Below are 25,895 nucleotides of genomic sequence, written 5' to 3' on the forward strand. Positions count from 1 at the left end.
CTGAGAGCTTCACCGGGGCGCCCGAGGGCTCCCGGCTTTCACCGTCGGTGAGAGCGGAAGCCGTACTCCCGCCCTGCTTTCCAGAGTGGCCTCGTCCATGCGGTACGTGTGCCTGAGAGATTCCGGGGAGGATTTGCTCCTTCGGCGCCTCCGAACGGTGTTCGGAGGACTCTCCCGCACAGGGTCGGCAGCCGCTTGTCAGCCTAGCAGCGAGGTCGACGCGGATCCCTCGAGATCCCCTCGAGTGGCCACCTCCCCCAATGTGCTCTTTCGTAGTGCTTACGGATGAGTTGCGAGTCGCGACCTAGTGGAGGGCCCGTGCAGACCGATATCGATCCTCGGAACCTGATCGGCCGCAAGGCCTTCGACCGCAACGGCACCAAGATCGGCACGATCGACGAGGTCTACCTCGACGACGCGACCGGCGTACCGGAATGGGCGGCCATACGCACCGGCCTCTTCAGCAGGGACGCCTTCGTCCCCCTGGAGCCCAGCGAACTCCTCGAAGGCGCCCTCCGAGTCCCCTTCGAACGAGCCCTGATCAAGGACGCCCCGGACTTCGGCGTAGGCCGCCACTTGTCCCCCGAACAGGAACTCCAGCTCTACCACCACTACGGCCTGGACGTGGCCCCACCGCCCCCCTTCCCGGACCGCGACTTCGGCAAGCTGGCAGGCACGGAGGACGCGGAAACCTGACACAGCGGCGAACGACAGGCGGGGTAAGCACGCGCCGCAGGCTCACGAAACCGACAGCCGCCGACGGCGCTCAGCCCCCACCGGGGCCACCCGCACACACGACCGGCACCAACGGCAACGGCTCAGCCACCACCAACGCAGGGTCCTCCACCGAAAACGTCCGCACCCGCCCCGGCGCGGAATCCGGCGTCTCGAACCTCACGGTCACCCTCCCCAGCCCACTCCCCTGCACCCACCCATGCCCGAACTCGTCATGCCGCACATCGTGCCCCGAGACCCACCGCCGCTCGACAGGAACCACTGGCGACTCCTCAGCCACCTCGACCCGGTGCTCCTCCTCCGCAAGCTCGGCACGCTCCCCCGCAGCCTGAGCGAACAGATCCTCCTGCGTGTAATCAGCAAGCCCACTCACCCCGACCCCCAGCAACCGCACCCCACCCGTCGTGTCCACGGAGTCCAACAACCGCGCCGCGGCCTCCCGCACCACCGCCACGTCATCGGTAGGCCCCCGCAAGGTCTCGGACCGGGTCAACGTGGAGAAGTCGTACCGCCGCACCTTCAGCACAATGGTCCGCCCCGACAGCCCGGCCCCCCGCAATCTCCGCACACACCGATCCGCCAGCCGTTGCACCTCCAACCCGACCCGCATCCGGTCATGGATGTCCACGTCGTACGTGTCCTCGACCGACACGGACTTGGTCTCCCGCTCGGCCACCACGGGCCGCTCGTCGTACGCCATCGCCATCGCGTACAGCCCGTGCCCATGGGCCTTCCCCAACAGCCGTACGAGCTCGTCCTCCCCCGCCTCCGCGATCTCCTCGACCGTGTGGATCCCGGCCCGCCGCAGATGGTCCCCCGTCGCCGGCCCCACCCCCGGCAGGATCCGCACCGACTTGGGCCCCAGCAGCGCCCGCTCGGTCCCCGGCTCGATCAGCACCAGCCCGTCCGGCTTGGCCTGCTCGGAGGCGATCTTCGCGAGCATCTTGGACGCGGCGAGCCCCACCGACCCCGTGAGCCCCGTGACGGCACGTATTTCGGTGCGCAGCTTCACTCCGGCCAGCCGCGCCGACTCCTCGTCCCAGGCTGTTCCCCCGGCCTCCAGATCCACGAACGCCTCGTCGAGGCTGAGCGGCTCCACAAGGGGCGACAGCGCCCGCAGCAGTCCCATCACCTGCTCACTGATCGACCGGTAGAACCCGAAGCGCGGCACAAGATACGCGGCGTTCGGCACCAGCCGCCGCGCCTGGGCCATGGGCATCGCGGAATGAACACCGAACACCCGGGCCTCGTACGACGCCGTGGCCACCACCCCACGCGGCCCGAGCCCGCCCACCACGACGGCCTTCCCTCGCAGGCTCGGCTTGGACGCCTGCTCCGCCGAGGCGAAGAAGGCATCCATGTCGAGATGCAGGATCGTGGGCGCGGTTCTCACATCTCCGATGCTGCCCTACGCCACTGACAATGCCCCGCCGCAAGCGTGGAGCGGCCCTCAGACCGCCCGGTTGCGCCGCCGCGCCAGCTCGTCCGCCGGGTTGTGCCCGACGAGGGTCTCGCCGGTGTCGATCCGCTCCCCGTGCAGCTGCGACAGGGCGCTCTCGACGTCCCGCCACACGACGCCCACGGCGATGCCGAAGATCCCCTGACCGCCCTGGAGCAGCGCATGGACCTCGTCCGGCGAGGTGCACTCGTAGACCGTGGCGCCGTCGCTCATGAGCGTCATGCGTTCCAGGTCCCGGAACCCGCGCTCACGCAGGTGCAGCACGGCGGTGCGGATGTTCTGCAGCGACACCCCGGTGTCGAGGAACCGCTTGACGATCTTCAGGACGACGATATCCCGGAAGCTGTACAGGCGCTGCGTCCCCGACCCGTGGGCGGGCCGCACGCTCGGCTCCACGAGCCCGGTGCGCGCCCAGTAGTCCAGTTGCCGGTAGGTGATGCCGGCAGCCGCACAGGCCGTCGGACCGCGGTAGCCGATCTCCTCGGACGCCATGGACGTCGCCCCTCCGCCGCTGCTCGGCACGACCGCCGGTCGCTGCGGAGCGTGATCGGCCGCGCTGCTGTGAAGCGGGTACGGGCCGCTCGCCCCCGGACTGCGTCCGGGAGCACCCCCAGCCGTACCGTCGCCGCTGCTTCTCACGCCGACCTCCGTCCTTGACCTGCCTTCTCGACGGTAGGCAGTCACCCGGGGTGCGTCAACGATCGCCACACTCGGCACGCCGAGTGATAATCACCCTAGGAGTGGTTTGCCGTACCCCACCGCGGGGAAAGGCTAGCCGAATGCGCTCGGGACGGGCCGCAGGACGCTCTCACTCGCCGCTGGCAAATGCCAGCATTTCAGTGGTCACCGGACACGGCCGCCCCGTCTTGGACCGCGAGTCCGCCCATGCCTCACTGGCTGCTGGTACCGAAGTCCTCGGGCGAGATCTGGTCGAGGAACTCGCGGAACTTCTCCACCTCGTCCTCCTGCTCGTCCGGGATGGCGATGCCCGCGTCGTCGAGCACACCGTCGCTGCCGTAGATCGGCGTCCCGGTACGCAGCGCCAGCGCTATGGCATCGGAAGGCCGGGCACTCACCTCGACTCCGCTGGCGAAGACCAACTCCGCGTAGAAGACGCCCTCACGCAGATCCGTGATGCGTACTTCGGTGAGCTCCTGACCGACGGCTTCCAGCACGTCCTTGAACAGGTCGTGGGTCAGCGGTCGCGCGGGGGCCATGCCCTGCTGGGCGAAGGCGATCGCCGTCGCCTCCCCCGGCCCGATCCAGATCGGGAGGTAGCGGTCGCCTCCCACTTCACGCAGGAGCACGATCGGTTGGTTGGAGGGCATTTCGACCCGGACACCTACGACATCGAGCTCGTTCACACAGCAACCCTAGGCCGTGCCCGGGACGTTTGGGTAGTCGGGCAGGAAACGGGGGACGGATCCGGCGTACGAGGCCCTCAGGGCAGCCGCACACCGAGAGCGGTCTGCACCAGCGCCGCATGCAGCTTCACCGTGAGCCCCGCCAGTTCCTTCGTACGGGCTTCCGCGTGCGCCCGCGTCTGCGGATTGCGGTGCCGCCTCAACGGGGCCACCACCTGGTCCACCAGGCCGGCCTCCCGGTCGGCGGCGGCCTTCATCACCCGCAGATGCCTCGGCTCGATCCCGAACCGCCCCAGCTCGACGACGAGCGCCGCCACGGTGACCGTCTCGGCGTCGTACGCCCCGTCCGGCAGCGCGGCGATCAGCCCGTACGACTCCCACTCCTCGAGCTCCCGCTCGCCGATCTCGGCCGCGACAAGCAGCTCGGCCCGCCCGATCCGTACGGCGGTGGGCGCCTCGAAGGGGTCGGGCAGCGCCTCACCGTCGCGCTGACGCCCCACGACGGGCAGCGCGACGGCCTCGCCCCGCCCCATCGCGTCCAGGTGCTCGCGGATCACCTTCAGCGGCAGATAGTGGTCCCGCTGCATCCTCAGCACGTGTCCGAGGCGCTCGACATCCTCCGGGCTGAACTTGCGATACCCCGAGGGGGTCCGCTGCGGCTCGATGAGCCCCTCCGACTCCAGGAAGCGGATCTTGGAGATGGTGACTTCGGGGAACTCGTCACGCAGCGCGTTCAGCACCGTGCCGATGCTCATCAGCCCACTGTCCGCGGCGGCGGCACCGTCCCGGGCACCGCCGCTCGGTGTTTGAAGCATGGACCTTCCCTGGGGGTGTCCCCCCGGACGGAGCCCGGGGGCGGGTCAGTAGCCCCGCTGGCTCGCGTAGAAGACCAGCCGGTACTTGCCGATCTGCACCTCGTCGCCGTTGTGCAGCGGCACCGAGTCGATCCGCTCACGGTTCACGTACGTGCCGTTGAGGCTGCCGACGTCGGCGACGGTGAACGAGCCGTCCGGCTGGCGACGGAACTCCACATGCCGGCGAGACACCGTCACGTCGTCCAGGAAGATGTCGCTCTGCGGATGACGTCCGGCCGTGGTCAGCTCGCCGTCCAGCAGGAAGCGGCTGCCCGAGTTCGGCCCGCGGCGCACCACCAGGAGCGCGGAGCCCAGCGGCAGCGCGTCGACGGCCGCCTGTGCCTCCGGGGAGAGCATGGGCATCTGCGTCTGGCCGGTGACCTCGGCGTCGTAGGCCTCGAGGCCGGAGATGGAGATCGTGGAGGTCGTCTCCGACGGGCGCTCGGGCGTACCCCGCAGCGGCGCACCACAGTTGGAGCAGAAGCGGCTGTTCTCCGCGTTGCGGTTACCGCACCTCGTACAGACCAGGGCCGACATGGAAAACTCTCCACCCGTACTCGAGGTTGACGGTTGCCCGAAACCTATGCCGCCGGACTGGGCAGGGTCAACAGACGGCGCGCCCTGACCTCCGGGAACGTCGCCGCCCAGCTGGTCCCGGAACAGCGGGCGCTGGCCCTCCGCGTCTGGCTGTGCGCGATGACGAGCGGTCGCGTTCGCATTGTCGCTACCCTCTCGCGCGCTCTTGCCGAACAACTTCGCAAACAACTTCACGGGCGATTCCCCTTGACCGAAACAGACCCGCCCGTGGGGCAGGACGAACCCTGATTGCATACACCGGCCGACCCGGACATCCTCACAACGTCCGTATCCACCTGACAGTTTCCACCACGCACCACCCAATCGGTGCGCCGACCCCCCGCAACCTCATGCCCTGGCCGGACGTCCCCCATGCACCCGCGGTTCACTGGGAGGACGACCGAGCGTAGTCAGGCTGCTTCGCCGCTCGCAAGGCGTCCACGACGATCTTGGTCGACCGCTCGACGGTAACGGTGGCCTGCTCCTTCTCAAGAGTCTGCACCACGCCTCCAGGAATGTTGAGCGCCGGTTCGAGATCCTGCGGCTTGCCGATGACCTTGAAACGATAGGGAGCGTTGATCTTGTTCCCATCGACACTCACGCTCTTGCCCGAGTCGGTCAGATACGTGCCCGCGACCACGCGTACGCCGTTCACCTGGATCGCCTCGGCACCGGCCGCACGCAGCTCCTGGATCGCATCGAGCAGCATGTCCGCCTCGACCGTCCCCTTCGCGTCGTCGATGGTCATCGTGATACCGGGCCCCTGCGCGGCCACCGTGCCCGCCAGGATCCCGAGCTGCCTCTCCTTCTCCAGCGTCTGCTTGCGGGCCTCCTCGGCCTGGTCCGAACTGTTCTCCAGTTCGTCACGCTGCTTCTCGAGGCCCGCCTTCTCGTCTTCAAGACGCTGAGTGCGGTCATCCAGTTCATCGAGGATGCGAACAAGATCTTCCTGACGCGCACCACGCAGAGCGCTGTCACCGTCACTGTTCGACGCCACCTGCACGGCCAGACCGAAGCCGAGGCCGAACAGCAGCACGGCGACGATGAGTTGGGCCCGGGTCAGCCGCGGCGGCCACAGGCCCTGCGCCAGCCGCTGGCGGCCGGTGAGCCCGGGTTCCTGCTTCCCGGCCGGTTCGGCGGCCTCGGTGTCCGTCGAGGGCACCTCCTCAGGCAGCTCCTTGCGCAGCCTGTTCTCCGACGTCTCATCCTGGTTGCTCATCGGCCTCACGCCCGGAACACGTGTCGGCGGATGGCCGCGGCGTTGGAGAAGATGCGGATACCGAGGACGACCACGACACCCGTGGACAGCTGGGCCCCCACGCCCAACTTGTCGCCCAGGAACACGATGAGCGCGGCGACGACCACGTTGGACAGGAACGACACCACGAAGACCTTGTCGTCGAAGATGCCGTCGAGCATGGCCCGCAGCCCGCCGAAGACGGCATCCAGCGCCGCCACGACGGCGATCGGCAGATAAGGCTCGACGACCGCCGGAACCTCGGGCCGGACCAACAGGCCGGCCACGACTCCCACGACGAGGCCCAGTACGGCGATCACGATGTGCCCTTCTCGCTTTTCTCGATGCTCGGCTGTGCTGTACGTACGATCACACTCGGCGCCGCGGGCAGCCGGAGGTCGCCCTCCGTGGAGATGCTCGTCCGGATGCCGTAGTTCTCCTGCAGGGCGTGCAGATACAGCCCGTCGGCGCTGTTCTGGAACTTGGTGCTCAGCCGCTGCCCGTCCCCCACCGCGAGCACCGTGTACGGCGGTACCAGCGGCTTGTTGTCGACCAGTATCGCGTCACCCGCGGCCCTGATCGCCGACAGCGCCGTCAGCCGCTGCCCGTTGATGGAGACGGCCTCGGCGCCCGACTCCCACAGTCCGTTGACCACGCGCTGCAGGTCCCGGTCCCGCACCCGGCCGGTGTCGGAGAACCCGGAGGTCTCGCGCGGGTCGCCGTCGCCGCCGGTGGTGGCTTCCTTGGCGTCGTTCACGACCAGCTTCACTCCGGGGCCGTGCACCGCGGTGGCCCCCGACAGGATGCCCACCAGGTCCGCCTGGCCGCTGCCGCCGCTGTCCCTGAGCGCCTCGCGCTGGCGCGCGCTCACGTCGTCGCGCAACTCGTCCACGCTGTCCTCGAGCTTGTCCGCCGCGTCCGTCTCACGGTCGATGCGGTCGATGAGCTCTTCACGCTCCTTGGCCACGACGGGCGCCGCCACCCGCGCCTGCGCCGCCCCGACGGTCACGACCAGCGCGGCGAGTACCAGCCCGCCGGCCAGCCCGAGCTTCGCCCGGAGCGTCTTCGGCATACCACTGTCGCCCGCGGCCTTCTTCCGGGCGGCCGCCTCGGCGTACCCGTCGTCGAGGCTGTGGTCCATGACGTTGGTGAGCAGCGACATGGACGCGTCCGGGCGTGAGGGGCGCGTAGGGGCGCTCCGAACGGGGGGCTGCTGCGGCATGCCGCACATCGTCGCACGTCGCGCCCACTACCTCCGAATGGCCCCACCGACGTGCCGGACAGGCCCCCTTGGGGACACCTGTCCGGCACGCACGCGTGCTGCGTCTTTCAGCGGCCGGCGCTGTCCACGACCGCCGCCCACTCGTCGAGCAGCGCCTGCGCGGACACGTCGTCCGGCCCTTCAGCCCACAAATGGGTGACGGCTTCGGCGGGGTCGGGCAACACCATCACCCACCGCCCGTCGGTCTCCACGACCCGCACACCATCAGTCGTGTCGACAAAGCGATCCCCGGCGGCCTCCACGACCCGCCGCATCACAAGACCCTTGACCGCCCACGGAGTCGCCAGATCCCGCTTGAGCACATGCGCCCGCGGAATCCGCGCATCGATCTGGCTGAGGGTCAACTGCGTCCGCGCCACCAGCCCGATGAGCCGTACGAACGCCGCCGTGCCGTCAAACACACTGCTGAACTCCGGCACGATGAAGGCACCCTTGCCATCACCGCCGAAAATGGTCGATTCGTCCCGCCCGACCCGTGTCAGGTCGTCGGGCGACGTGGTCGTCCACTCCACCTGCGTGCCGTGGTAGGCCGCCACCTGCTCGGCGATCCTCGTGGTGGTCACCGGCAACGCCACGCGTCCACTACGACGCTCCGCCGCCACGAGATCCAGCATGACGAGCAGCGCCCGATCGTCCTCGACGATCCGCCCCTTCTCGTCGACCAACGACAGCCGCTCACCCACCGGGTCGAAGCGCACACCGAACGCGGCCCGCGACGACGCCACGATCTCACCGAGCCGCACCAGCCCCGACCGCCGCACATCCGCGGTCTCCGTCGGCCGCGACTCGTCCAGACCGGGATTGACGGTCAGCGAGTCCACACCGAGCTTCCCGAGCAGACTGGGCAGCACCAGCCCGGCACTGCCGTTCGACGCATCGACGACGACCTTCAGACCGGACTCGGCGATCCCCGTCGTATCGACATTCCGCAGCAGCGATCCGGTGTACGAGTCGAAGACACTGGCCGGGAAGTGCAGATCCCCGATCTCGCCGGGGAACGCACGTCGGTACTCCTGCCGCGCGAACACCCGGTCCAGCTTCCGCTGACTGCCCTGCGACAGGTCGGCACCGCGCCCGTCGAAGAACATGATGTCGACGGAGTCCGGCACCCCAGGCGTGGTCCGGATCATGATCCCGCCCGCACTGCCCCGCGCGGTCTGCTGCCGGGCAACGGGCAGCGGTACGTTCTCCAGATCCCGTACATCGATGGCGCTGGCCTGCAGCGCCGAGATGACCGCCCGCTTCAGCGCACGCGCACCACGGGAGTGGTCGCGGGCCGTGGTGACGGTGGAGCCCTTCTTCAACGTCGTCGCATAGGCCCCGGCAAGGCGTACGGCGAGTTCGGGCGTGATCTCCACATTCAGGATGCCGGACACCCCACGGGCGCCGAAGAGATGCGCCTGGCCCCTGGACTCCCAGATGACCGAGGTGTTGACGAAGGCGCCGGCCTCGATGGTCTTGAACGGGTAGACCTTTACATTGCCCTGCACGATCGATTCTTCACCGATGAGGCACTCGTCGCCGATGACGGCGCCGTCCTCGATCCGGGCCGCGCGCATGACGTCGGTGTTCTTACCGACGACACAGCCCCGCAGATTGCTCTGCTGCCCGACGTACACGTTGTCGTGCACAACCGCCTTGTGCAGGAAGGCCCCGCTCTTCACGACCACGTTGGAGCCCACGACGGTGTGTTCGCGAATTTCGGCGCCCGCCTCGACCTTGGCGTAGTCCCCGATGTAGAGGGGACCACGGAGAACGGCATCCGGATGCACCTCGGCACCCTCGGCCACCCACACCCCCGGCGAGAGCTCAAAGCCGTCGATCTCAACGTCGACCTTGCCCTCCAGGACATCGGCCTGCGCCTTCACATAGCTCTCGTGGGTACCCACGTCCTCCCAGTACCCCTCGGCCACGAAGCCGTAGATCGGCTTGCCTTCCTTCATCAGCTGCGGGAAGACATCGCCGGACCAATCGACGGGCACATCGGCTTCGACATAGTCGAAGACTTCGGGCTCCATCACATAGATGCCGGTGTTCACCGTGTCGGAGAAAACCTGACCCCAGGTCGGCTTCTCAAGGAAACGCTCGACCTTTCCTTCCTCATCGACGATGGTGATGCCGAATTCCAGAGGATTGGGTACGCGCGTCAGGCAGACAGTGACCAGCGCGCCCTTCTCCTTGTGAAAATTGATCAGCTCGGTGAGGTCGAAGTCGGTCAGGGCATCGCCGGAAATAACAAGGAAAGCATCGTCCTTCAACGCCTCTTCGGCGTTCTTGACGCTTCCGGCGGTACCGAGTGGCTTCTCCTCATTGGCATACGAGAGCTCCATTCCGAGCTCTTCGCCGTCACCGAAGTAGTTCTTGACCAGAGAGGCCAGGAACTGGACAGTTACGACGGTCTCGTTGAGACCATGCCTTTTGAGCAGCCGTAGCACGTGCTCCATGATCGGGCGGTTCACCACCGGCAGGAGCGGCTTGGGCATGCTTGAGGTCATAGGGCGAAGGCGTGTGCCTTCACCTCCGGCCATCACGACGGCCTTCATGTCGGAAGCGTCCTCCTCTAAGAGACGACGGTCTAGCCGACTTCACCCGCACTGATTGTCCCGCACTTTCTCGCCACGGGCCATCGAGCCGCTGTCGGCCGCGCCTATCGACGAGTTCAATCGGCCATGGTGTCCGCACGGACGAGGCGGCGGACTTGTACCACGTAGAGGACTCCTGCCCACCAGTACAGCGTTGTACCCCATCCGGCGAACGCCCATCCGAAAATAGCAGCGAGTGACGGGAGCCAGCCATGTCCGTCACTGAGCAGCAGGAGCGGGAAGGCGTACATCAGGTTGAACGTGGCAGCCTTGCCGAGGAAGTTCACCTGCGGAGGCGGATAGCCATGGCGCCTGAGGATACCCACCATCACCAGCAGGACCAGCTCACGCGCCAGAAGTGCAGCGGTCAACCAAATTGGCAGAATCTCACGCCAGGTGAGCCCGACCAAAGTCGAGAGAATGTAGAGCCGGTCTGCCGCGGGATCCAAGAGCCGGCCGAGGCTGCTGATCTGGTTCCAACGCCGCGCGAGCTTGCCGTCCAGGTAGTCGCTGACTCCGCTGAAGGCGAGCACCAGAAGAGCCCAGCCGTCACTCTCGGGGCCTCCGAACTCGGGCCTGAGAATCAGCCACAGGAAGACAGGCACGCCAACGAGGCGCGCCATGCTGAGGATGTTGGGGATGGTGAGGACTCGTTCCGTCTGGACGCGAGTCTCCTGGACCTCCACCCGGGGGCCTCCTGTGGGAAACGTGCCAACGATGCCCCCTGACCCTACCTCAACGCAAAAAAGCTCTGACTCCTGGGCGGTATACCCAAGAGCCAGAGCTATAAAAGGAGTTCGGCGGTGTCCTACTCTCCCACAGGGTCCCCCCTGCAGTACCATCGGCGCTGTAAGGCTTAGCTTCCGGGTTCGGAATGTAACCGGGCGTTTCCCTCACGCTATGACCACCGAAACACTATGAAACTGTCGAACTATGCCGCACCACACCCGGTTTACGGGTATGGGGCTGTTCGTGGTTTCAGAACCAACACAGTGGACGCGAGCAACTGAGGACAAGCCCTCGGCCTATTAGTACCGGTCACCTCCGCACGTTACCGTGCTTCCAGATCCGGCCTATCAACCCAGTCGTCTACTGGGAGCCTTAACCCCTCAAGGGGGTGGGAATACTCATCTCGAAGCAGGCTTCCCGCTTAGATGCTTTCAGCGGTTATCCCTCCCGAACGTAGCCAACCAGCCATGCCCTTGGCAGAACAACTGGCACACCAGAGGTTCGTCCGTCCCGGTCCTCTCGTACTAGGGACAGCCCTTCTCAATATTCCTGCGCGCGCAGCGGATAGGGACCGAACTGTCTCACGACGTTCTAAACCCAGCTCGCGTACCGCTTTAATGGGCGAACAGCCCAACCCTTGGGACCGACTCCAGCCCCAGGATGCGACGAGCCGACATCGAGGTGCCAAACCATCCCGTCGATATGGACTCTTGGGGAAGATCAGCCTGTTATCCCCGGGGTACCTTTTATCCGTTGAGCGACGGCGCTTCCACAAGCCACCGCCGGATCACTAGTCCCGACTTTCGTCCCTGCTCGACCCGTCGGTCTCACAGTCAAGCTCCCTTGTGCACTTACACTCAACACCTGATTGCCAACCAGGCTGAGGGAACCTTTGGGCGCCTCCGTTACTCTTTAGGAGGCAACCGCCCCAGTTAAACTACCCATCAGACACTGTCCCTGATCCGGATCACGGACCCAGGTTAGACATCCAGCACGACCAGACTGGTATTTCAACGACGACTCCCCCTGAACTGGCGTCCAGAGTTCACAGTCTCCCAGCTATCCTACACAAGCCGAACCGAACACCAATATCAAACTGTAGTAAAGGTCCCGGGGTCTTTCCGTCCTGCTGCGCGAAACGAGCATCTTTACTCGTAGTGCAATTTCACCGGGCCTATGGTTGAGACAGTCGAGAAGTCGTTACGCCATTCGTGCAGGTCGGAACTTACCCGACAAGGAATTTCGCTACCTTAGGATGGTTATAGTTACCACCGCCGTTTACTGGCGCTTAAGTTCTCAGCTTCGCCCGACCGAAATCGGACTAACCGGTCCCCTTAACGTTCCAGCACCGGGCAGGCGTCAGTCCGTATACATCGCCTTACGGCTTCGCACGGACCTGTGTTTTTAGTAAACAGTCGCTTCTCGCTGGTCTCTGCGGCCACCCCCAGCTCACCGAGTAAATCGGATCACCAGTGATGGCCCCCCTTCTCCCGAAGTTACGGGGGCATTTTGCCGAGTTCCTTAACCATAGTTCACCCGAACGCCTCGGTATTCTCTACCTGACCACCTGAGTCGGTTTAGGGTACGGGCCGCCATGAAACTCGCTAGAGGCTTTTCTCGACAGCATAGGATCATCCACTTCACCACAATCGGCTCGGCATCAGGTCTCAGCCCTAGTGAGTGGCGGATTTGCCTACCACTCGGCCTACACCCTTACCCCGGGACAACCACCGCCCGGGCTGGACTACCTTCCTGCGTCACCCCATCACTCACCTACTACCACCTTGGTTCGGCGGCTCCACCACTTTCCTTTCCCCGAAGGGTCCGGAACGGCTTCACGGCCTTAGCATTAATGGGTTCGATGTTTGACGCTTCACAGCGGGTACCGGAATATCAACCGGTTATCCATCGACTACGCCTGTCGGCCTCGCCTTAGGTCCCGACTTACCCTGGGCAGATCAGCTTGACCCAGGAACCCTTAGTCAATCGGCGCACACGTTTCTCACGTGTGTATCGCTACTCATGCCTGCATTCTCACTCGTGAACCGTCCACCACTGCCTTCCGGCGCGGCTTCACCCGGCACACGACGCTCCCCTACCCATCCCAGCGGGCGTTGGCCCTCATGCTGGAATGACACGACTTCGGCGGTACGCTTGAGCCCCGCTACATTGTCGGCGCGGAATCACTAGACCAGTGAGCTATTACGCACTCTTTCAAGGGTGGCTGCTTCTAAGCCAACCTCCTGGTTGTCTCTGCGACTCCACATCCTTTCCCACTTAGCGTACGCTTAGGGGCCTTAGTCGATGCTCTGGGCTGTTTCCCTCTCGACCATGGAGCTTATCCCCCACAGTCTCACTGCCGTGCTCTCACTTACCGGCATTCGGAGTTTGGCTAAGGTCAGTAACCCGGTAGGGCCCATCGCCTATCCAGTGCTCTACCTCCGGCAAGAAACACACGACGCTGCACCTAAATGCATTTCGGGGAGAACCAGCTATCACGGAGTTTGATTGGCCTTTCACCCCTAACCACAGGTCATCCCCCAGGTTTTCAACCCTGGTGGGTTCGGTCCTCCACGAAGTCTTACCTCCGCTTCAACCTGCCCATGGCTAGATCACTCCGCTTCGGGTCTTGAGCGCGCTACTATACCGCCCTATTCGGACTCGCTTTCGCTACGGCTTCCCCACACGGGTTAACCTCGCAACACACCGCAAACTCGCAGGCTCATTCTTCAAAAGGCACGCAGTCACGACGCATTGAGTAAACTCAATGCGCGACGCTCCCACGGCTTGTAGGCACACGGTTTCAGGTACTATTTCACTCCGCTCCCGCGGTACTTTTCACCATTCCCTCACGGTACTATCCGCTATCGGTCACCAGGGAATATTTAGGCTTAGCGGGTGGTCCCGCCAGATTCACACGGGATTTCTCGGGCCCCGTGCTACTTGGGTGTCTCTCAAACGAGCCGTACAGATTTCAGCTACGGGGGTCTTACCCTCTACGCCGGACCTTTCGCATGTCCTTCGCCTATCCATACGGTTTCTGACTCGTCTCACAGCCGGCAGACTGTGAAAGAGAGATCCCACAACCCCGAATGCGCAACCCCTGCCGGGTCTCACACGCATACGGTTTGGCCTCATCCGGTTTCGCTCGCCACTACTCCCGGAATCACGGTTGTTTTCTCTTCCTGCGGGTACTGAGATGTTTCACTTCCCCGCGTTCCCTCCACATACCCTATGTGTTCAGGTATGGGTGACAGCCCATGACGACTGCCGGGTTTCCCCATTCGGAAACCCCCGGATCAAAGCCTGGTTGACGGCTCCCCGGGGACTATCGTGGCCTCCCACGTCCTTCATCGGTTCCTGGTGCCAAGGCATCCACCGTGCGCCCTTAAAAACTTGGCCACAGATGCTCGCGTCCACTGTGCAGTTCTCAAACAACGACCAGCCACCCATCACCCCGAACCATCCGGTTCGAGTGCACTGGGGCCGGCACTGAAGGCAGCCGATACGGCCATACCCTCAGACACCCAACAGCGTGCCCGGCACCCTCGCCACTCGTGATCAGCTTTCCACGCTCCGAAGAGCAGTACTTGCAGCCCGAGATGACTGAGAGTGCCGAATAATCAACGTTCCACCCATGAGCAACCAGCATCAGACATTCGCCGATGTACTGGCCTCTGACCGAGCGAACCCGGTAAGAAGTGCTCCTTAGAAAGGAGGTGATCCAGCCGCACCTTCCGGTACGGCTACCTTGTTACGACTTCGTCCCAATCGCCAGTCCCACCTTCGACAGCTCCCTCCCACAAGGGGTTGGGCCACCGGCTTCGGGTGTTACCGACTTTCGTGACGTGACGGGCGGTGTGTACAAGGCCCGGGAACGTATTCACCGCAGCAATGCTGATCTGCGATTACTAGCAACTCCGACTTCATGGGGTCGAGTTGCAGACCCCAATCCGAACTGAGACAGGCTTTTTGAGATTCGCTCCACCTCACGGTATCGCAGCTCATTGTACCTGCCATTGTAGCACGTGTGCAGCCCAAGACATAAGGGGCATGATGACTTGACGTCGTCCCCACCTTCCTCCGAGTTGACCCCGGCGGTCTCCTGTGAGTCCCCATCACCCCGAAGGGCATGCTGGCAACACAGGACAAGGGTTGCGCTCGTTGCGGGACTTAACCCAACATCTCACGACACGAGCTGACGACAGCCATGCACCACCTGTACACCGACCACAAGGGGGGCACCATCTCTGATGCTTTCCGGCGTATGTCAAGCCTTGGTAAGGTTCTTCGCGTTGCGTCGAATTAAGCCACATGCTCCGCTGCTTGTGCGGGCCCCCGTCAATTCCTTTGAGTTTTAGCCTTGCGGCCGTACTCCCCAGGCGGGGAACTTAATGCGTTAGCTGCGGCACCGACGACGTGGAATGTCGCCAACACCTAGTTCCCACCGTTTACGGCGTGGACTACCAGGGTATCTAATCCTGTTCGCTCCCCACGCTTTCGCTCCTCAGCGTCAGTAATGGCCCAGAGATCCGCCTTCGCCACCGGTGTTCCTCCTGATATCTGCGCATTTCACCGCTACACCAGGAATTCCGATCTCCCCTACCACACTCTAGCTAGCCCGTATCGAATGCAGACCCGGGGTTAAGCCCCGGGCTTTCACACCCGACGTGACAAGCCGCCTACGAGCTCTTTACGCCCAATAATTCCGGACAACGCTTGCGCCCTACGTATTACCGCGGCTGCTGGCACGTAGTTAGCCGGCGCTTCTTCTGCAGGTACCGTCACTTTCGCTTCTTCCCTGCTGAAAGAGGTTTACAACCCGAAGGCCGTCATCCCTCACGCGGCGTCGCTGCATCAGGCTTTCGCCCATTGTGCAATATTCCCCACTGCTGCCTCCCGTAGGAGTCTGGGCCGTGTCTCAGTCCCAGTGTGGCCGGTCGCCCTCTCAGGCCGGCTACCCGTCGTCGCCTTGGTGAGCCATTACCTCACCAACAAGCTGATAGGCCGCGGGCTCATCCTTCACCGCCGGAGCTTTCAACCACCACAGATGCCTGCGGTAGTGGTATCCGGTATTAGACCCCGTTTCCAGGGCTTGTCCCAGAGTGAAGGGCAGATTGCCCACGTGTTACTCACCCGTTCGCCACTAATCCCCACCGAAGTGGTTCATCGTTCGACTTGCATGTGTTAAGCACGCCGCCAGCGTTCGTCCTGAGCCAGGATCAAACTCTCCGTGAATGTTTACCCGTAATCGGGTGCACACATCACGAGAGCGGAACCACCGGCGGAATAAGCCGATGGTTCACAGCGTCCTCGCTGTGTATTTCTTCAAAGGAACCTCATCTACGACCATGACGGCCGGAGACGGGGTATCAACTAATCTGGCGTTGATTTTTGGCACGCTGTTGAGTTCTCAAGGAACGGACGCTTCCTTTGTACTCACCCTCTCGGGCTTTCCTCCGGGCGCTTCCCTTCGGTGTTCCAAACTCTATCAGTGTTTTTCCGACTCCCTGACCACTCTCCTGCGGACATGCAGAAGGTGACCCCGAGATAAGATCTGACGAGTTTGGGTGCTGCTGAGCAAGGACGCTTACTAGCGCCGCTCGGCCTCAAGCAGGAGTACGACTGTACACGCGGCCCTGAAGAGCGTGCAAATCGATTGGACTGGTGGTCTAGACCACTACGCGGTATCTTCCATGCGGAACCGTCAGTTCATATGACATACGCTGCTCACAGTGCGCCGTCCAGGACAGGCAGTGACGACGCATATCGATCTCCACCCCTGGGAGGTTTCCCATGACCACCGTGACGTCCCCGCTGGCAGGACGCGCCATCGGACTGGCAGCTGTGCCCGATCCGGTCTTCTCCGGGGCCATGGTCGGCCCGGGTACGGCGATCGACCCGGTGCGCGAGGCCTCTGAGGCTGTCGCGCCCGTTGACGGCGTCATCGTCTCGCTCCACCCCCACGCCTTCGTCGTTGTCGACGATCAGGGTCACGGTGTGCTCACTCACCTGGGTATCGACACCGTCCAGCTCAACGGCGAGGGTTTCGAGCTGCTGGTGAACAAGGGCGACACCGTGACGCGCGGTCAGAGCATCGTGCGCTGGAACCCGGCCGCCGTGGAGGCTGCCGGCAAGTCCCCGGTCTGCCCGATCGTGGCACTCGAAGCCACGGTCGAAGCACTCTCCGAACTGCTTGACGACGGCGATGTGAAGGCCGGCGACAGTCTCTTCGCCTGGAAGTGAGTTCAACTCCGTCCTGGGACGGCAAGTAGTGGCAACCATCGCGGCGGCGGGACCCGCCGCACTATCGGAGACGGGTGAGATGGAGACAACGCTGCGAGGCGTCGGCGTGAGCCATGGTGTGGCGATCGGCGAGGTTCGGCACATGGGGACGGCGGTCCTGGAGCCGCCTGCCAAGCAGATCCCGGCTCAGGACGCGGAGCGTGAACAGGGGAACGCCCGTAAGGCAGTGGAAGCTGTGGCGGCCGACCTGATGGCGCGCGGCAATCTGGCCGGCGGCGAGGCACAGGCGGTGCTCGAGGCGCAGGCCTTGATGGCCCAGGACCCCGAGTTGATGGCAGATGTGGACCGGCGCATCGCCGTCGGCAGCACGGCCGAGCGGGCTGTGTACGACGCGTTCGCCGCGTACCGCGAGCTCCTGGCGGGTGCCGGTGAGTACCTCGCAGGACGCGTCGCGGACCTCGACGACGTGCGGAATCGTATCGTCGCCCGGCTGCTCGGGGTGCCTATGCCGGGCATTCCGGACAGCGACGAGCCGTACGTCCTTGTGGCGCGTGACCTCGCGCCCGCTGACACGGCTCTGTTGGACCCCACTCTGGTGCTCGGCTTCGTGACCGAGGAGGGCGGGCCGACCAGCCACAGCGCGATCCTGGCGCGAGCACTCGGTGTCCCCGCTGTGGTGGCGCTGCCGGGTGCCGGTGAGCTCGCCGAAGGCACCGTGATCGCCGTGGACGGCAGCACCGGCGACATCTTCGTGAATCCGAGCGAGGAGAAGAAGGCACAGCTGGAGGCTGCCGCCGCCGAGCGCAAGGCCGCGCTCTCGGCGTCGACCGGGCCGGGTGCCACGGCCGACGGCCACAAGGTGCCGCTGCTCGCGAATGTCGGCGGTCCTGCGGACGTTCCGGCCGCTGTCGAGGCTGGTGCGGAGGGTGTCGGTCTCTTCCGTACCGAGTTCCTCTTTCTCGACGACAGCAAGAACGCTCCCTCCGAGGAGAAGCAGATCGAGGCCTACCGACAGGTTCTCGAGGCGTTCCCCGAGGGTCGTGTCGTCGTACGTGTGCTGGACGCGGGTGCGGACAAGCCGCTCGACTTCCTGACGCCGGGCGACGAGCCGAACCCGGCGCTGGGTGTGCGGGGTCTGCGGACGCTGCTCGACCACCCGGACGTGCTGCGTACGCAGCTGACGGCCCTGGCGAAGGCCGCTGAGGGGCTGCCGGTCTACCTCGAGGTCATGGCTCCGATGGTGGCGGACCGTGCGGATGCCAAGGCGTTCGCCGACGCGTGCCGTGAGGCGGGACTGCGGGCGAAGTTCGGCGCGATGGTCGAGATTCCGTCGGCCGCCCTGCGGGCGCGTTCGGTTCTGCAGGAGGTCGAGTTCTTGTCGCTGGGGACGAACGACCTCGCGCAGTACACCTTCGCTGCGGACCGTCAGGTGGGTGCGGTGTCCCGACTGCAGGATCCTTGGCAGCCGGCTCTGCTCGACCTGGTCTCGCTGTCCGCCGAGGCGGCGAAGGCCGAGGGCAAGAGCTGTGGTGTCTGCGGTGAAGCCGCGTCCGACCCGCTGCTGGCGTGTGTGCTGACCGGTCTGGGTGTCACCTCCCTTTCCATGGGTGCGGCGTCGATTCCTTATGTGCGGGCGACTCTGGCGAAGTACACGCTGGCGCAGTGCGAGCGTGCCGCGGCGGCCGCTCGGGCGGCGGACAGTGCCGATGAGGCGCGCAGCGCCGCTCAGGCGGTGCTGTCCGGCGAGTAGTCGGCCGTACCGGTCGTCGGTGCTTCTTGAGGGGCGCTCCACCTGCGGGTGGGGCGCCCCTCCTGCGTTCAGTGGTGGTGTCCCGGCGTCGGGCCGTCCGGCCCGAGGTCGGGCGGTACGCAGTAGTCGACGCCGGATTCCGGTGAGATGAGGTCTCCGGATTCGATGTCGGTGCAGTACGCGTCGAAGACCTCGCCCGCGGTGAGGGGTTCCAGTCCTTCTCCGCGCAGGCGCCAGCCGTAGATGCGGTCGGTGGTTCCGGGAACGCTGGTCCGCATGACGAGTCCGCCGGGGGCTTGGGTCGCCAGTCCGAGAGCCAGGACCGTGGCGAATTCGAGGGCTTCGGCGTCGTCGAGTTGCGTGGTGCCGTCAGCGTTGATCTCGGCGTGGAGGACCGAGACGAGTGTTTCCGGTGTTGCCGTGACGCTGCAGACGAGGTGCCGGTTGCCTGGATGGGCCGTGTCGAGGATGCGGACGAGAAGGCCGGAGGCTCGGGCGAAGGCGGCTCGGCCGATGTCCTCCCCGCAGGAGGCGCAGGCGCCGAGGCGTGCCAGGAGTGTGGAGGCGTACTCCCAGGTGGCTTGCCGTACTGCTTCGTCGATCAGGTCGGGGACGAGTTCCGCCAAGGGGCGTCCGTCGTACGGGATGGTCGGGCCAGTGGTGGCGAGTTCGGCGGTGAAGCGGGTGCGACTGGATGGGATGTCGGGTTCGAGGCCGGTGTCGGCGCAGTAGTCGGCGTACTCCTGTGGGTCGAAGAGGGCTACCGCGGTGTGAGTGCCCTGGGATGCGCGGGTTTTGAGGAGCTCCTCCACCTGCTGGAGATAGAGGGAGTGGTCGTCGAAGGTGAAGCTGCGGTAGCTCCGCATGCTCCGGAAGTCGTGCTCGTCGGTGAGCAGGCCGATGGTGCCGGCGATCTCGCGGCGCAGAACGCGTCGCATGGTCTGGTGGTCGGTGTGCGCCATGTTTCCCCCTGTGCGCTGTCGATCAATGCTCACTCACAGTAACCGGGGGCACTGACAACGGGGGCTGGGCAGAGTGGTGGGCGATGCCGACGCAGTGTGATGGGGACGCTGACTGCGTCGGCGGCCGAGCCGGTCAGGCGCGCTTGCGGGCCAGGTCCTCGTAGAAGTGGAGCAGGTCGAGGTTGTCGATGGAGCCCGGGTTGACGGCCTTGTCGAGGGGGGTGCCCTGCAGGAGGCGCTTGACGGGGACTTCGATGCGCTTGCCGGTGAGCGTGTGCGGGATGCCGGGGACTTCGATGATCTCGTCGGGGATGTGCCGTGGGGAGAGCTGCTCGCGGATGATCTGCTTGATGCGGCCGAGCAGGGTCTCGTCGAGGACGGCCCCGGGGGCCAGGTGTACGAAGAGGGGCATCCAGTAGCCGCCGTCGGGCTGTTCGATGCCGATGACGAGGGATTCCTTGATCTCGGGGAGGCGTTCGACCGCTTCGTAGATGTCGGCGGACCCCATGCGTACGCCCTGGCGGTTGAGCGTCGAGTCGGAGCGGCCGTGGATCACGACGGAGCCGCGGGAGGTGACGGTGATCCAGTCACCGTGGCGCCATACGCCGGGGTAGGTGTCGAAGTAGCTGTCGTGGTAACGGCTGCCGTCGGGGTCGTTCCAGAAGTGGATCGGCATCGACGGCATGGGGTTGGTGACCACGAGTTCGCCGACCTCGTCGGTGAGGGGCTTGCCGCTGGGGTCCCAGGACTGCAGGTCGGTGCCGAGGCCGGGGGCCTGGAGTTCGCCGATGTGGACGGGGAGGGTGGGTACGGCGCCCGCGAAGCAGGAGCAGACGTCCGTGCCACCGCTGACCGAGGCGATCCAGAGGTCGTCGTGGACCTCGTCGTGGAGCCAGCGAAAGCCGTCGGGCGGCAGCGGTGATCCGGTGGTGGCCACGCACTGCACCGAGGAGAGGTCGAAGTCGCGGCCGGGGTGCACGCCCCCCTTGCGGCAGGCCATGACGTACGCGGCCGAGGTGCCGTAGAGGGTGGCCCGGGTGCGTTCGGCGATGCGCCATTGGGCGCCGGTGTCCGGGTACCCGGGGCTGCCGTCGTAGAGGACGATCGTGGTGCCGGTGAGGAGGCCTGAGACAAGGAAGTTCCACATCATCCAGCCGGTCGACGTGTACCAGAAGAAGCGGTCGTCGGGGCCGAGGTCGCAGTGCAGGCCGAGTTGCTTGAGGTGCTCGACGAGGATGCCGCCCTGCGACTGGACGATGGCCTTGGGGAGGCCGGTCGTGCCGGAGGAGTAGAGCACCCACAAGGGGTGGTCGAACGGCACCTGCTCGAAGGCGGGTTCGACGTCTCCGCTCGTGAGGGCCTCCCAGTCCAGGGCGCCTTCCGGGGCGTCGGTGCCGAGGAGGGGGATGTGGACGACGGCACGCAGGGTGGGCAGTTCGCGGCGGAGTTCGGCGACGGTGTCGCGACGGTCGTGCTCCTTGCCGCCGTAGCGGTAGCCGTCGACGGTGAACAGGACGACGGGTTCGACCTGCTGGAAGCGGTCCAGGACGCTGCGGGCGCCGAAGTCGGGGGCACAGGACGTCCAGACGCCGCCCACCGCGGCCGTGGCGAGGAGGGCGACGACGGCCTGCGGGATGTTGGGGAGGTAGCCGCTGACGCGGTCGCCGGGGCGTACGCCGAGGGTGCGCAGCTCGGCGGCGAGGGAACCGACCTGGCGGCGCAGTTCGGACCAGGTGACGGGGCGTGGTTCGTGGGTCTCGTCGACGTGCAGGAGGGCCGGTTCGTCCGCGCGGGTGGCGGCCGCGCGCAGAGCGTGTTCGGCGTAGTTCAGGGTCGCCCCGGGGAACCACTGGGCGCCGGGCATCGAGCGGTCGCCCAGTACGCGCGCGTAGGGGGTCGAGAAGCGTACGTCGAACCATTCCGTGACGGCTTTCCAGAAGGTGTCCAGCTCGTCGACGGACCAGCGGTGCAGGGCGGGGTAGCCGCCTTCGGCCGGGGCGCCGTGGTGCTCGGCCGCCCAGGCGTGGAACCTGGTGACCTGCGCCTGTGCGATGCGTTCCGGATCTGGCTGCCAGAGCGGCTGGGGGTTCACGGTCGACATGGGGCGGCTCCCGGACTGTGCGCGTCGTGTGCGTCTCCCGCGCACGGGCTGGGGTGTGCGCGCGACGCGGATGACACGGACGATGCCATGTGATCGACTTCCACACCAGGGCGCGCCCCACATAGTCCGTGTCGTGAAGATGTGGTCCCGGCACGGGTGAACGGCAGTTGAACGACACACGCGTGTGGGGCGGTCAGTGGCAGGGTGAGCAGCATGAACGGTCGTGACCTGGTGCGTTCGATAAAGACGGTCGGTTCGGCGGGGGCGGCCCAGGGGTTGCGTTCCGTACGGGCCTCGTGGCGTATGCGGCGAGCGGATGCCGCCGGGCTGCCGCCGCGGGGGGCCGAGCGGGCTCGGGTGCCCGGGCCGGTGCGGGATGTGGAGCCGGGGCCCGGCGGCGGGGTCGTCCGGTTCAGCCGTTCCGAGCTGCGGATCACGGTCATGGTGAACGGGGCGGTCTTCTGGGGCTGGGACGGCGCGGGTCCCGAGCCGTCGTACGCGCTGGCGGGGCGCTGTCCTGAGCCGGATCCACGCGCGGTGCTGGAGCCGGACAAGGACGGCGGCTGGCGGGTGGTGGCCGAACGGGCGACGGTCGTCGTCTCGCGGCACGGTGCGATCGAGGTGCGTACGCCCGGAGGAGTGACCGTGCGCCGGGATCTGCCGCCGCGGTGGTGGGAGCCGGTGGGCAGTGGTGCGGCGCGCTGGATGCAGCGGTCGGAAGTGCCTGCGGACGCGCGCTTCTTCGGGCTCGGCGGGCGGGCTTCGGGGCCCCGGCTGAGGAACGGGACGTACCGGCTGTGGAACACCGATCCCGGAAGGTCCTTCGGTCCCGCCGACGATCCGCTGTACATCACGATGCCGGTGCAGTTCGTGGTGTCCGACGCGGCCACGCATCTGGCATTCCACGACACCTCGTGGGACGGCACGGTGACGTTGCGGGAGGGCGAGGAGGGTGCCGGTTCCGGGCACGACCGGGCCGGTACGTGCGAGCTGCGGATGACCGGTGGTCCGCTGCGCTGCTGGGTGATGGTGGGCACCCCCGCGCGCGTGCTGCTCGCGTGGGCCTCGCTCACCGGTGCGCCCGCGCTGCCGCCTGCGTGGGCGCTGGGCCACCATCACGCGCGGTGGGGGTTCGGGAGCGAGCAGGAGGTGCGGCGGATCGTCGCGGGCTATCAGGAGCGCGGCCTGCCTCTGGACGCGGTCCACTTGGACATCGACCACTATGACGAGCACCAGGTGTTCACTGTCGACCAGGAGCGTTTCCCCAAGCTGCCCCAGCTCGCCGAAGAGCTGCGGCGGGACGGGATCCGGCTGGTGTCGATCGTCGACCCGGCGGTCAGGGCCGAGCCGGGCAATGCCGTGTTCGACAGTGGTGTCGCCGAGGACGCGTTCGTACGGGACGCTTCTGGGCGGCTCGTACGGGGAGTCGTCTGGCCCGGCGAGGCGGTCTTCCCGGATTTCACGCACCCGCGTGTGCGTGAGTGGTGGGGTCGCCTCTATGAGGAGCGGCTCGCTCAGGGGTTCTCGGGCTTCTGGCACGACATGAACGAGCCCACCTCGTTCGCGGCCTTCGGGGAGTCGACCTTGCCGCGTTCGGCCCGGCATCAGCTGGACGGGCAGGGCGGTGACCATCGCGAGGCGCACAACCTGTACGCGCTCTGCATGGCCCGTGCGGGGCACGAAGGCGTGCGGGAACTGGCTCCCCAGGAGCGCCCGTTCGTATTCTCGCGCTCCGGGTGGGCCGGCATGCAGCGCTATGGGGGAACGTGGTCGGGTGACGTGGCCACGGGCTGGCCGGGGCTGCGGGCGTCGCTGTCGCTGGTGATGGGGCTCGGCCTGTGCGGGGTGCCCTATTCGGGGCCGGACGTGGGCGGCTTCGACGGGAGTCCGTCGCCCGAGCTGTATCTGCGCTGGTTCCAGCTGGGCGCGTATCTGCCGTTGTTCCGTACGCACGCGAGTCTGCGGGCGGGGCGCCGGGAGCCGTGGGAGTTCGGTCCCGAGGTGCTGGAGCACGCGCGCGTGGCGCTTCTGGAACGCCGGCGGCTGCTGCCGTACTTCGTGACGCTGGCGCATCTTGCGAGGCGTACGGGAACGCCGTATGTGCGGCCGTTGTGGTGGGGGGCGCCCGAGGACCGGGCGCTGCGTGACTGCGAGGACGCGTTTCTGCTGGGCGACAGTCTGCTGGTGGCGCCGGTGCTCGACCCGGGAGCGGACCGGCGTGCGGTGCAGCTGCCGCGGGGGCGCTGGTACGACACCGTGACGGAGCGGGCGTATCAGGGGCCGGGGCAGGTCCTCGTGGACGCCCCCTTGTCGCGGATCCCGGTGCTCGCGCGCGCGGGTGCCGTCCTTCCCGTGCGCGGGGAGGACGGCGGGCTGGAGCTGGAGGTGTGGGCGCCGGCCCGGGGACGGACCGGCGGGGGGCTGGTCGTGCACGACGCGGGTGACGGGTGGGACGAGCCTGAGATCGAGCGGTACGTGGCCCGCTGGCAGGGCCGGCGGGTGGTCGTCGAGAGGGAGGGTGAGGACGGCGTGAGTGCGCCGCCTCACCCGGTGCGTGTGCGGGGGCTCGGGGAGCGCTAGGTCAGATGTACCGGCCCTCGAACCAGGCCCGTACGGCACGTGTGTGCAGGGGGAAGGCAAGCTCCTCGGGCCTGCGCAGGAGATGCCAGCCCTCCGTCTCGTCCGTCGCGACGGAAGCGGCCAGGCCCTCCGCCGGGCGTTCCGGAAGGGACCCGAACAGCAGGAGGTGGCCGTCGGGGGAGCTCATGGCGTCGACGAGGCGTACGTCGCGGCTCGCCGCGTCGATGCCGGTCTCCTCCTTGAGTTCACGGACGACGGCCTGGCGCCAGTCCTCCCGGTCGTCGATGTAACCGCCGGGCAGTGCGATGCCCCCGCGCGCGGGAGCGATGGTTCGGGTGACGACGACAAGGGCGGCGCCCTTGGTGTCGTACACCGGCTGGAGTGCCACCGCGACGGGCAGCGGGTTGCGGTAGGCCACGGTGGCGCAGGCGGGACAGGTGCGGGGCCAACCGGAGACGCCCTCTCCGTAGGGCGCTCCGCAGCTCGAACAGTGGGAGTCGGGCGCGGAGTTGGGGGTGGGGTGTTGGGTTTCGGACACGCGGCGGACTGTATCCGATCACAGGAAGGGCGTCTTCCGGGGGCTGCTCAGTGTTTGCTCGTGAGGGACTTCCAGGACACCGGGAAGTCGAAGAAGGTGTCCGGGTAGGGCTCCGGCTTGAACGTGTAGTGCCACCATTCCTCGGCCAGGTTCACGAAGCCGAGGTCTTCCAGGGTGGTCTTGAGCAGGAGCCGGTTGTCTCGTTGTGCGCCCTGGATGCGGGGGTCGAGGGTGTGGGAGAGGGTGTCGAAGCAGTCGAATCCGGTGCCCATGTCGACGGAGCTGTCGGGGAAGCGCTCGTCCTGGGGCGCGTAGCAGGGGACGAGGGTTTCGCCAGGACGATAGGGCCGCGTCGGCTTCGCGGGGAGCTTCACGATGGTGAGGTCCATGGTCGAGCCGCGGCTGTGGCCGGACTTCTCGGCGATGTAACCGTCCGTGAAGAGACGGGTCTTGTCGACGTTCGGGTAGAACTCGGCCTTCATGGCCTGGTCGTCGAGGTCCTTGGCCCAGCGGACGAAGTGATCGACCGCGCGCTGGGGTCGGTAGCAGTCGTAGACCTTGAGGGTGTAGCCCTGCCGGAGCAGCTTCATCTGGGCTCGGTGGAGGGCCTCGGCGGCGGGTTTGGTCAGGATGCAGATCGGCTGCGCGTAGCCGTCGATGCGTTCCCCCACGAAGTTGTGCGGGGTGAAGTAGCGCATCTCCTGGACGATCGTGGGGTCCACGGTTCTCAGCGCGACGAAGTCCTTCGGCGCCTTGGGTTCCGGTGTCGCCCGGGCGGCCGTGGCGGCGGTGGTCACGGTCAGCAGGGCGGCGAGCGTGGTGACCAGGCCGCGTACTGCGCTGGAGAGTCTTGTCATGCCTCTGCCTCTGCCCATCCCCGGCCTCCCGTGACACACTTCT

The 25,895-nt window shown here is 66.2% G+C and carries 18 protein-coding genes, 3 rRNA genes and 1 riboswitch; of the genes, 4 read left to right on the forward strand and 17 right to left on the reverse strand.

The genetic code is table 11. The annotated features are described in order from the left end of the window. Positions 1-90 precede the first annotated feature (90 nt). Positions 91-187, reverse strand: a riboswitch (glycine riboswitch). 131 nt (positions 188-318) lie between these two features. Beyond that, on the forward strand, positions 319-696 hold the full coding sequence (locus tag OHU89_RS10115; protein ID WP_405641824.1) for a PRC-barrel domain-containing protein: 378 nt from the start codon (positions 319-321) through the stop codon (positions 694-696). Between the two features lie 70 nt (positions 697-766). Here the strand turns inward: OHU89_RS10115 and OHU89_RS10120 are convergent, their stop codons facing one another. The 13 genes from OHU89_RS10120 to OHU89_RS10180 form a co-directional block, all read right to left on the reverse strand. After that, on the reverse strand, positions 767-2,128 hold the full coding sequence (locus tag OHU89_RS10120) for a DNA polymerase IV (protein ID WP_405641825.1): 1,362 nt from the start codon (positions 2,126-2,128) through the stop codon (positions 767-769). Between the two features lie 57 nt (positions 2,129-2,185). Then, positions 2,186-2,833, reverse strand: a complete 648-nt coding sequence (locus tag OHU89_RS10125) for a MerR family transcriptional regulator (protein WP_405641827.1) — start codon at positions 2,831-2,833, stop codon at positions 2,186-2,188. Between the two features lie 251 nt (positions 2,834-3,084). Then, a complete protein-coding gene (locus OHU89_RS10130) occupies positions 3,085-3,558 on the reverse strand; it encodes a bifunctional nuclease family protein (RefSeq protein WP_004002801.1) in 474 nt (157 codons plus the stop codon). A 77-nt stretch (positions 3,559-3,635) separates the two neighbouring features. Next, complete coding sequence (locus OHU89_RS10135) at positions 3,636-4,373, reverse strand: MerR family transcriptional regulator (protein ID WP_266895227.1); 738 nt, start codon at positions 4,371-4,373, stop codon at positions 3,636-3,638. Positions 4,374-4,418: 45 nt separating this feature from the next. Next, positions 4,419-5,312 (reverse strand): FHA domain-containing protein, encoded by an 894-nt coding sequence (locus OHU89_RS10140; RefSeq protein WP_095046465.1) that lies wholly within the window; start codon positions 5,310-5,312, stop codon positions 4,419-4,421. A 61-nt stretch (positions 5,313-5,373) separates the two neighbouring features. After that, positions 5,374-6,207, reverse strand: a complete 834-nt coding sequence (locus OHU89_RS10145) for a DUF881 domain-containing protein (RefSeq protein ID WP_405641829.1) — start codon at positions 6,205-6,207, stop codon at positions 5,374-5,376. Positions 6,208-6,212: 5 nt separating this feature from the next. Continuing rightward, positions 6,213-6,545: a small basic family protein gene (locus tag OHU89_RS10150; protein ID WP_003988855.1), complete on the reverse strand. Its 333-nt coding sequence runs from the start codon at positions 6,543-6,545 to the stop codon at positions 6,213-6,215. Beyond that, on the reverse strand, positions 6,542-7,387 hold the full coding sequence (locus OHU89_RS10155; RefSeq protein WP_405641831.1) for a DUF881 domain-containing protein: 846 nt from the start codon (positions 7,385-7,387) through the stop codon (positions 6,542-6,544). The genes OHU89_RS10150 and OHU89_RS10155 overlap by 4 nt, the downstream gene beginning before the upstream one ends. Before the next feature lie 167 nt (positions 7,388-7,554). Further along, positions 7,555-10,050: a sugar phosphate nucleotidyltransferase gene (locus OHU89_RS10160; RefSeq protein WP_405641833.1), complete on the reverse strand. Its 2,496-nt coding sequence runs from the start codon at positions 10,048-10,050 to the stop codon at positions 7,555-7,557. 116 nt (positions 10,051-10,166) lie between these two features. Next, positions 10,167-10,775, reverse strand: coding sequence for a CDP-alcohol phosphatidyltransferase family protein (locus tag OHU89_RS10165; protein ID WP_405641834.1), 609 nt, complete (start codon positions 10,773-10,775; stop codon positions 10,167-10,169). 109 nt (positions 10,776-10,884) lie between these two features. After that, positions 10,885-11,001, reverse strand: a 5S ribosomal RNA gene (gene rrf, locus OHU89_RS10170). A 96-nt stretch (positions 11,002-11,097) separates the two neighbouring features. Beyond that, positions 11,098-14,220: ribosomal RNA gene (locus OHU89_RS10175) — 23S ribosomal RNA — on the reverse strand. A gap of 310 nt (positions 14,221-14,530) precedes the next feature. Further along, a 16S ribosomal RNA gene (locus tag OHU89_RS10180) occupies positions 14,531-16,056 on the reverse strand. The 16S, 23S and 5S rRNA genes sit together here, the layout of an rRNA operon. A gap of 558 nt (positions 16,057-16,614) precedes the next feature. Here OHU89_RS10180 and OHU89_RS10185 point away from each other — a divergent pair. Together OHU89_RS10185 and ptsP are read left to right on the forward strand one after the other, a co-directional pair. After that, a complete protein-coding gene (locus OHU89_RS10185) occupies positions 16,615-17,064 on the forward strand; it encodes a PTS glucose transporter subunit IIA (protein WP_405641836.1) in 450 nt (149 codons plus the stop codon). A gap of 79 nt (positions 17,065-17,143) precedes the next feature. Next, positions 17,144-18,814: a phosphoenolpyruvate--protein phosphotransferase gene (ptsP, locus tag OHU89_RS10190; RefSeq protein WP_266895215.1), complete on the forward strand. Its 1,671-nt coding sequence runs from the start codon at positions 17,144-17,146 to the stop codon at positions 18,812-18,814. Between the two features lie 68 nt (positions 18,815-18,882). Here ptsP and OHU89_RS10195 read toward each other — a convergent pair whose 3' ends face one another. Both OHU89_RS10195 and OHU89_RS10200 read right to left on the reverse strand, forming a co-directional pair. After that, entirely contained in the window at positions 18,883-19,776 is an 894-nt protein-coding gene (locus OHU89_RS10195; protein WP_405641838.1) for a hypothetical protein, read from the reverse strand. A gap of 133 nt (positions 19,777-19,909) precedes the next feature. After that, the gene (locus OHU89_RS10200) at positions 19,910-21,877 is read right to left on the reverse strand and encodes an acetoacetate--CoA ligase (RefSeq protein WP_405641840.1); all 1,968 of its coding nucleotides are present in this window, start codon (positions 21,875-21,877) and stop codon (positions 19,910-19,912) included. A 213-nt stretch (positions 21,878-22,090) separates the two neighbouring features. On the opposite strand from OHU89_RS10200, the gene OHU89_RS10205 reads away from it, so the two are divergent. After that, positions 22,091-24,457 carry a glycoside hydrolase family 31 protein gene (locus OHU89_RS10205; protein ID WP_405641842.1) on the forward strand — a complete coding sequence of 789 codons (2,367 nt, stop codon included), beginning with the start codon at positions 22,091-22,093 and terminating at the stop codon, positions 24,455-24,457. A gap of 1 nt (position 24,458) precedes the next feature. On the opposite strand, the gene OHU89_RS10210 is transcribed toward OHU89_RS10205, so the two are convergent. Together OHU89_RS10210 and OHU89_RS10215 are read right to left on the reverse strand one after the other, a co-directional pair. Beyond that, positions 24,459-24,995 (reverse strand): NUDIX domain-containing protein, encoded by a 537-nt coding sequence (locus OHU89_RS10210; RefSeq protein ID WP_405641844.1) that lies wholly within the window; start codon positions 24,993-24,995, stop codon positions 24,459-24,461. A 47-nt stretch (positions 24,996-25,042) separates the two neighbouring features. Beyond that, positions 25,043-25,852: a M15 family metallopeptidase gene (locus tag OHU89_RS10215; protein WP_405641846.1), complete on the reverse strand. Its 810-nt coding sequence runs from the start codon at positions 25,850-25,852 to the stop codon at positions 25,043-25,045. Positions 25,853-25,895 lie beyond the last annotated feature (43 nt).

It is taken from the genome of Streptomyces sp. NBC_00019, from assembly GCF_045041015.1.
Classification (GTDB): Bacteria; Actinomycetota; Actinomycetes; order Streptomycetales; family Streptomycetaceae; genus Streptomyces.

Coding starts and splice junctions, on each gene's coding strand:
- OHU89_RS10160 (WP_405641833.1), bottom strand. CDS start 10,050: ATGAAGGCCGTCGTGATGGCCGGAGGTGAAGGCACACGCCTTCGCCCT.
- OHU89_RS10145 (WP_405641829.1), bottom strand. CDS start 6,207: ATGAGCAACCAGGATGAGACGTCGGAGAACAGGCTGCGCAAGGAGCTG.
- OHU89_RS10185 (WP_405641836.1), top strand. CDS start 16,615: ATGACCACCGTGACGTCCCCGCTGGCAGGACGCGCCATCGGACTGGCA.
- OHU89_RS10135 (WP_266895227.1), bottom strand. CDS start 4,373: ATGCTTCAAACACCGAGCGGCGGTGCCCGGGACGGTGCCGCCGCCGCG.
- OHU89_RS10155 (WP_405641831.1), bottom strand. CDS start 7,387: ATGTCGCTGCTCACCAACGTCATGGACCACAGCCTCGACGACGGGTAC.
- ptsP (WP_266895215.1), top strand. CDS start 17,144: ATGGAGACAACGCTGCGAGGCGTCGGCGTGAGCCATGGTGTGGCGATC.
- OHU89_RS10200 (WP_405641840.1), bottom strand. CDS start 21,877: ATGTCGACCGTGAACCCCCAGCCGCTCTGGCAGCCAGATCCGGAACGC.
- OHU89_RS10215 (WP_405641846.1), bottom strand. CDS start 25,852: ATGACAAGACTCTCCAGCGCAGTACGCGGCCTGGTCACCACGCTCGCC.
- OHU89_RS10205 (WP_405641842.1), top strand. CDS start 22,091: ATGAACGGTCGTGACCTGGTGCGTTCGATAAAGACGGTCGGTTCGGCG.
- OHU89_RS10195 (WP_405641838.1), bottom strand. CDS start 19,776: ATGGCGCACACCGACCACCAGACCATGCGACGCGTTCTGCGCCGCGAG.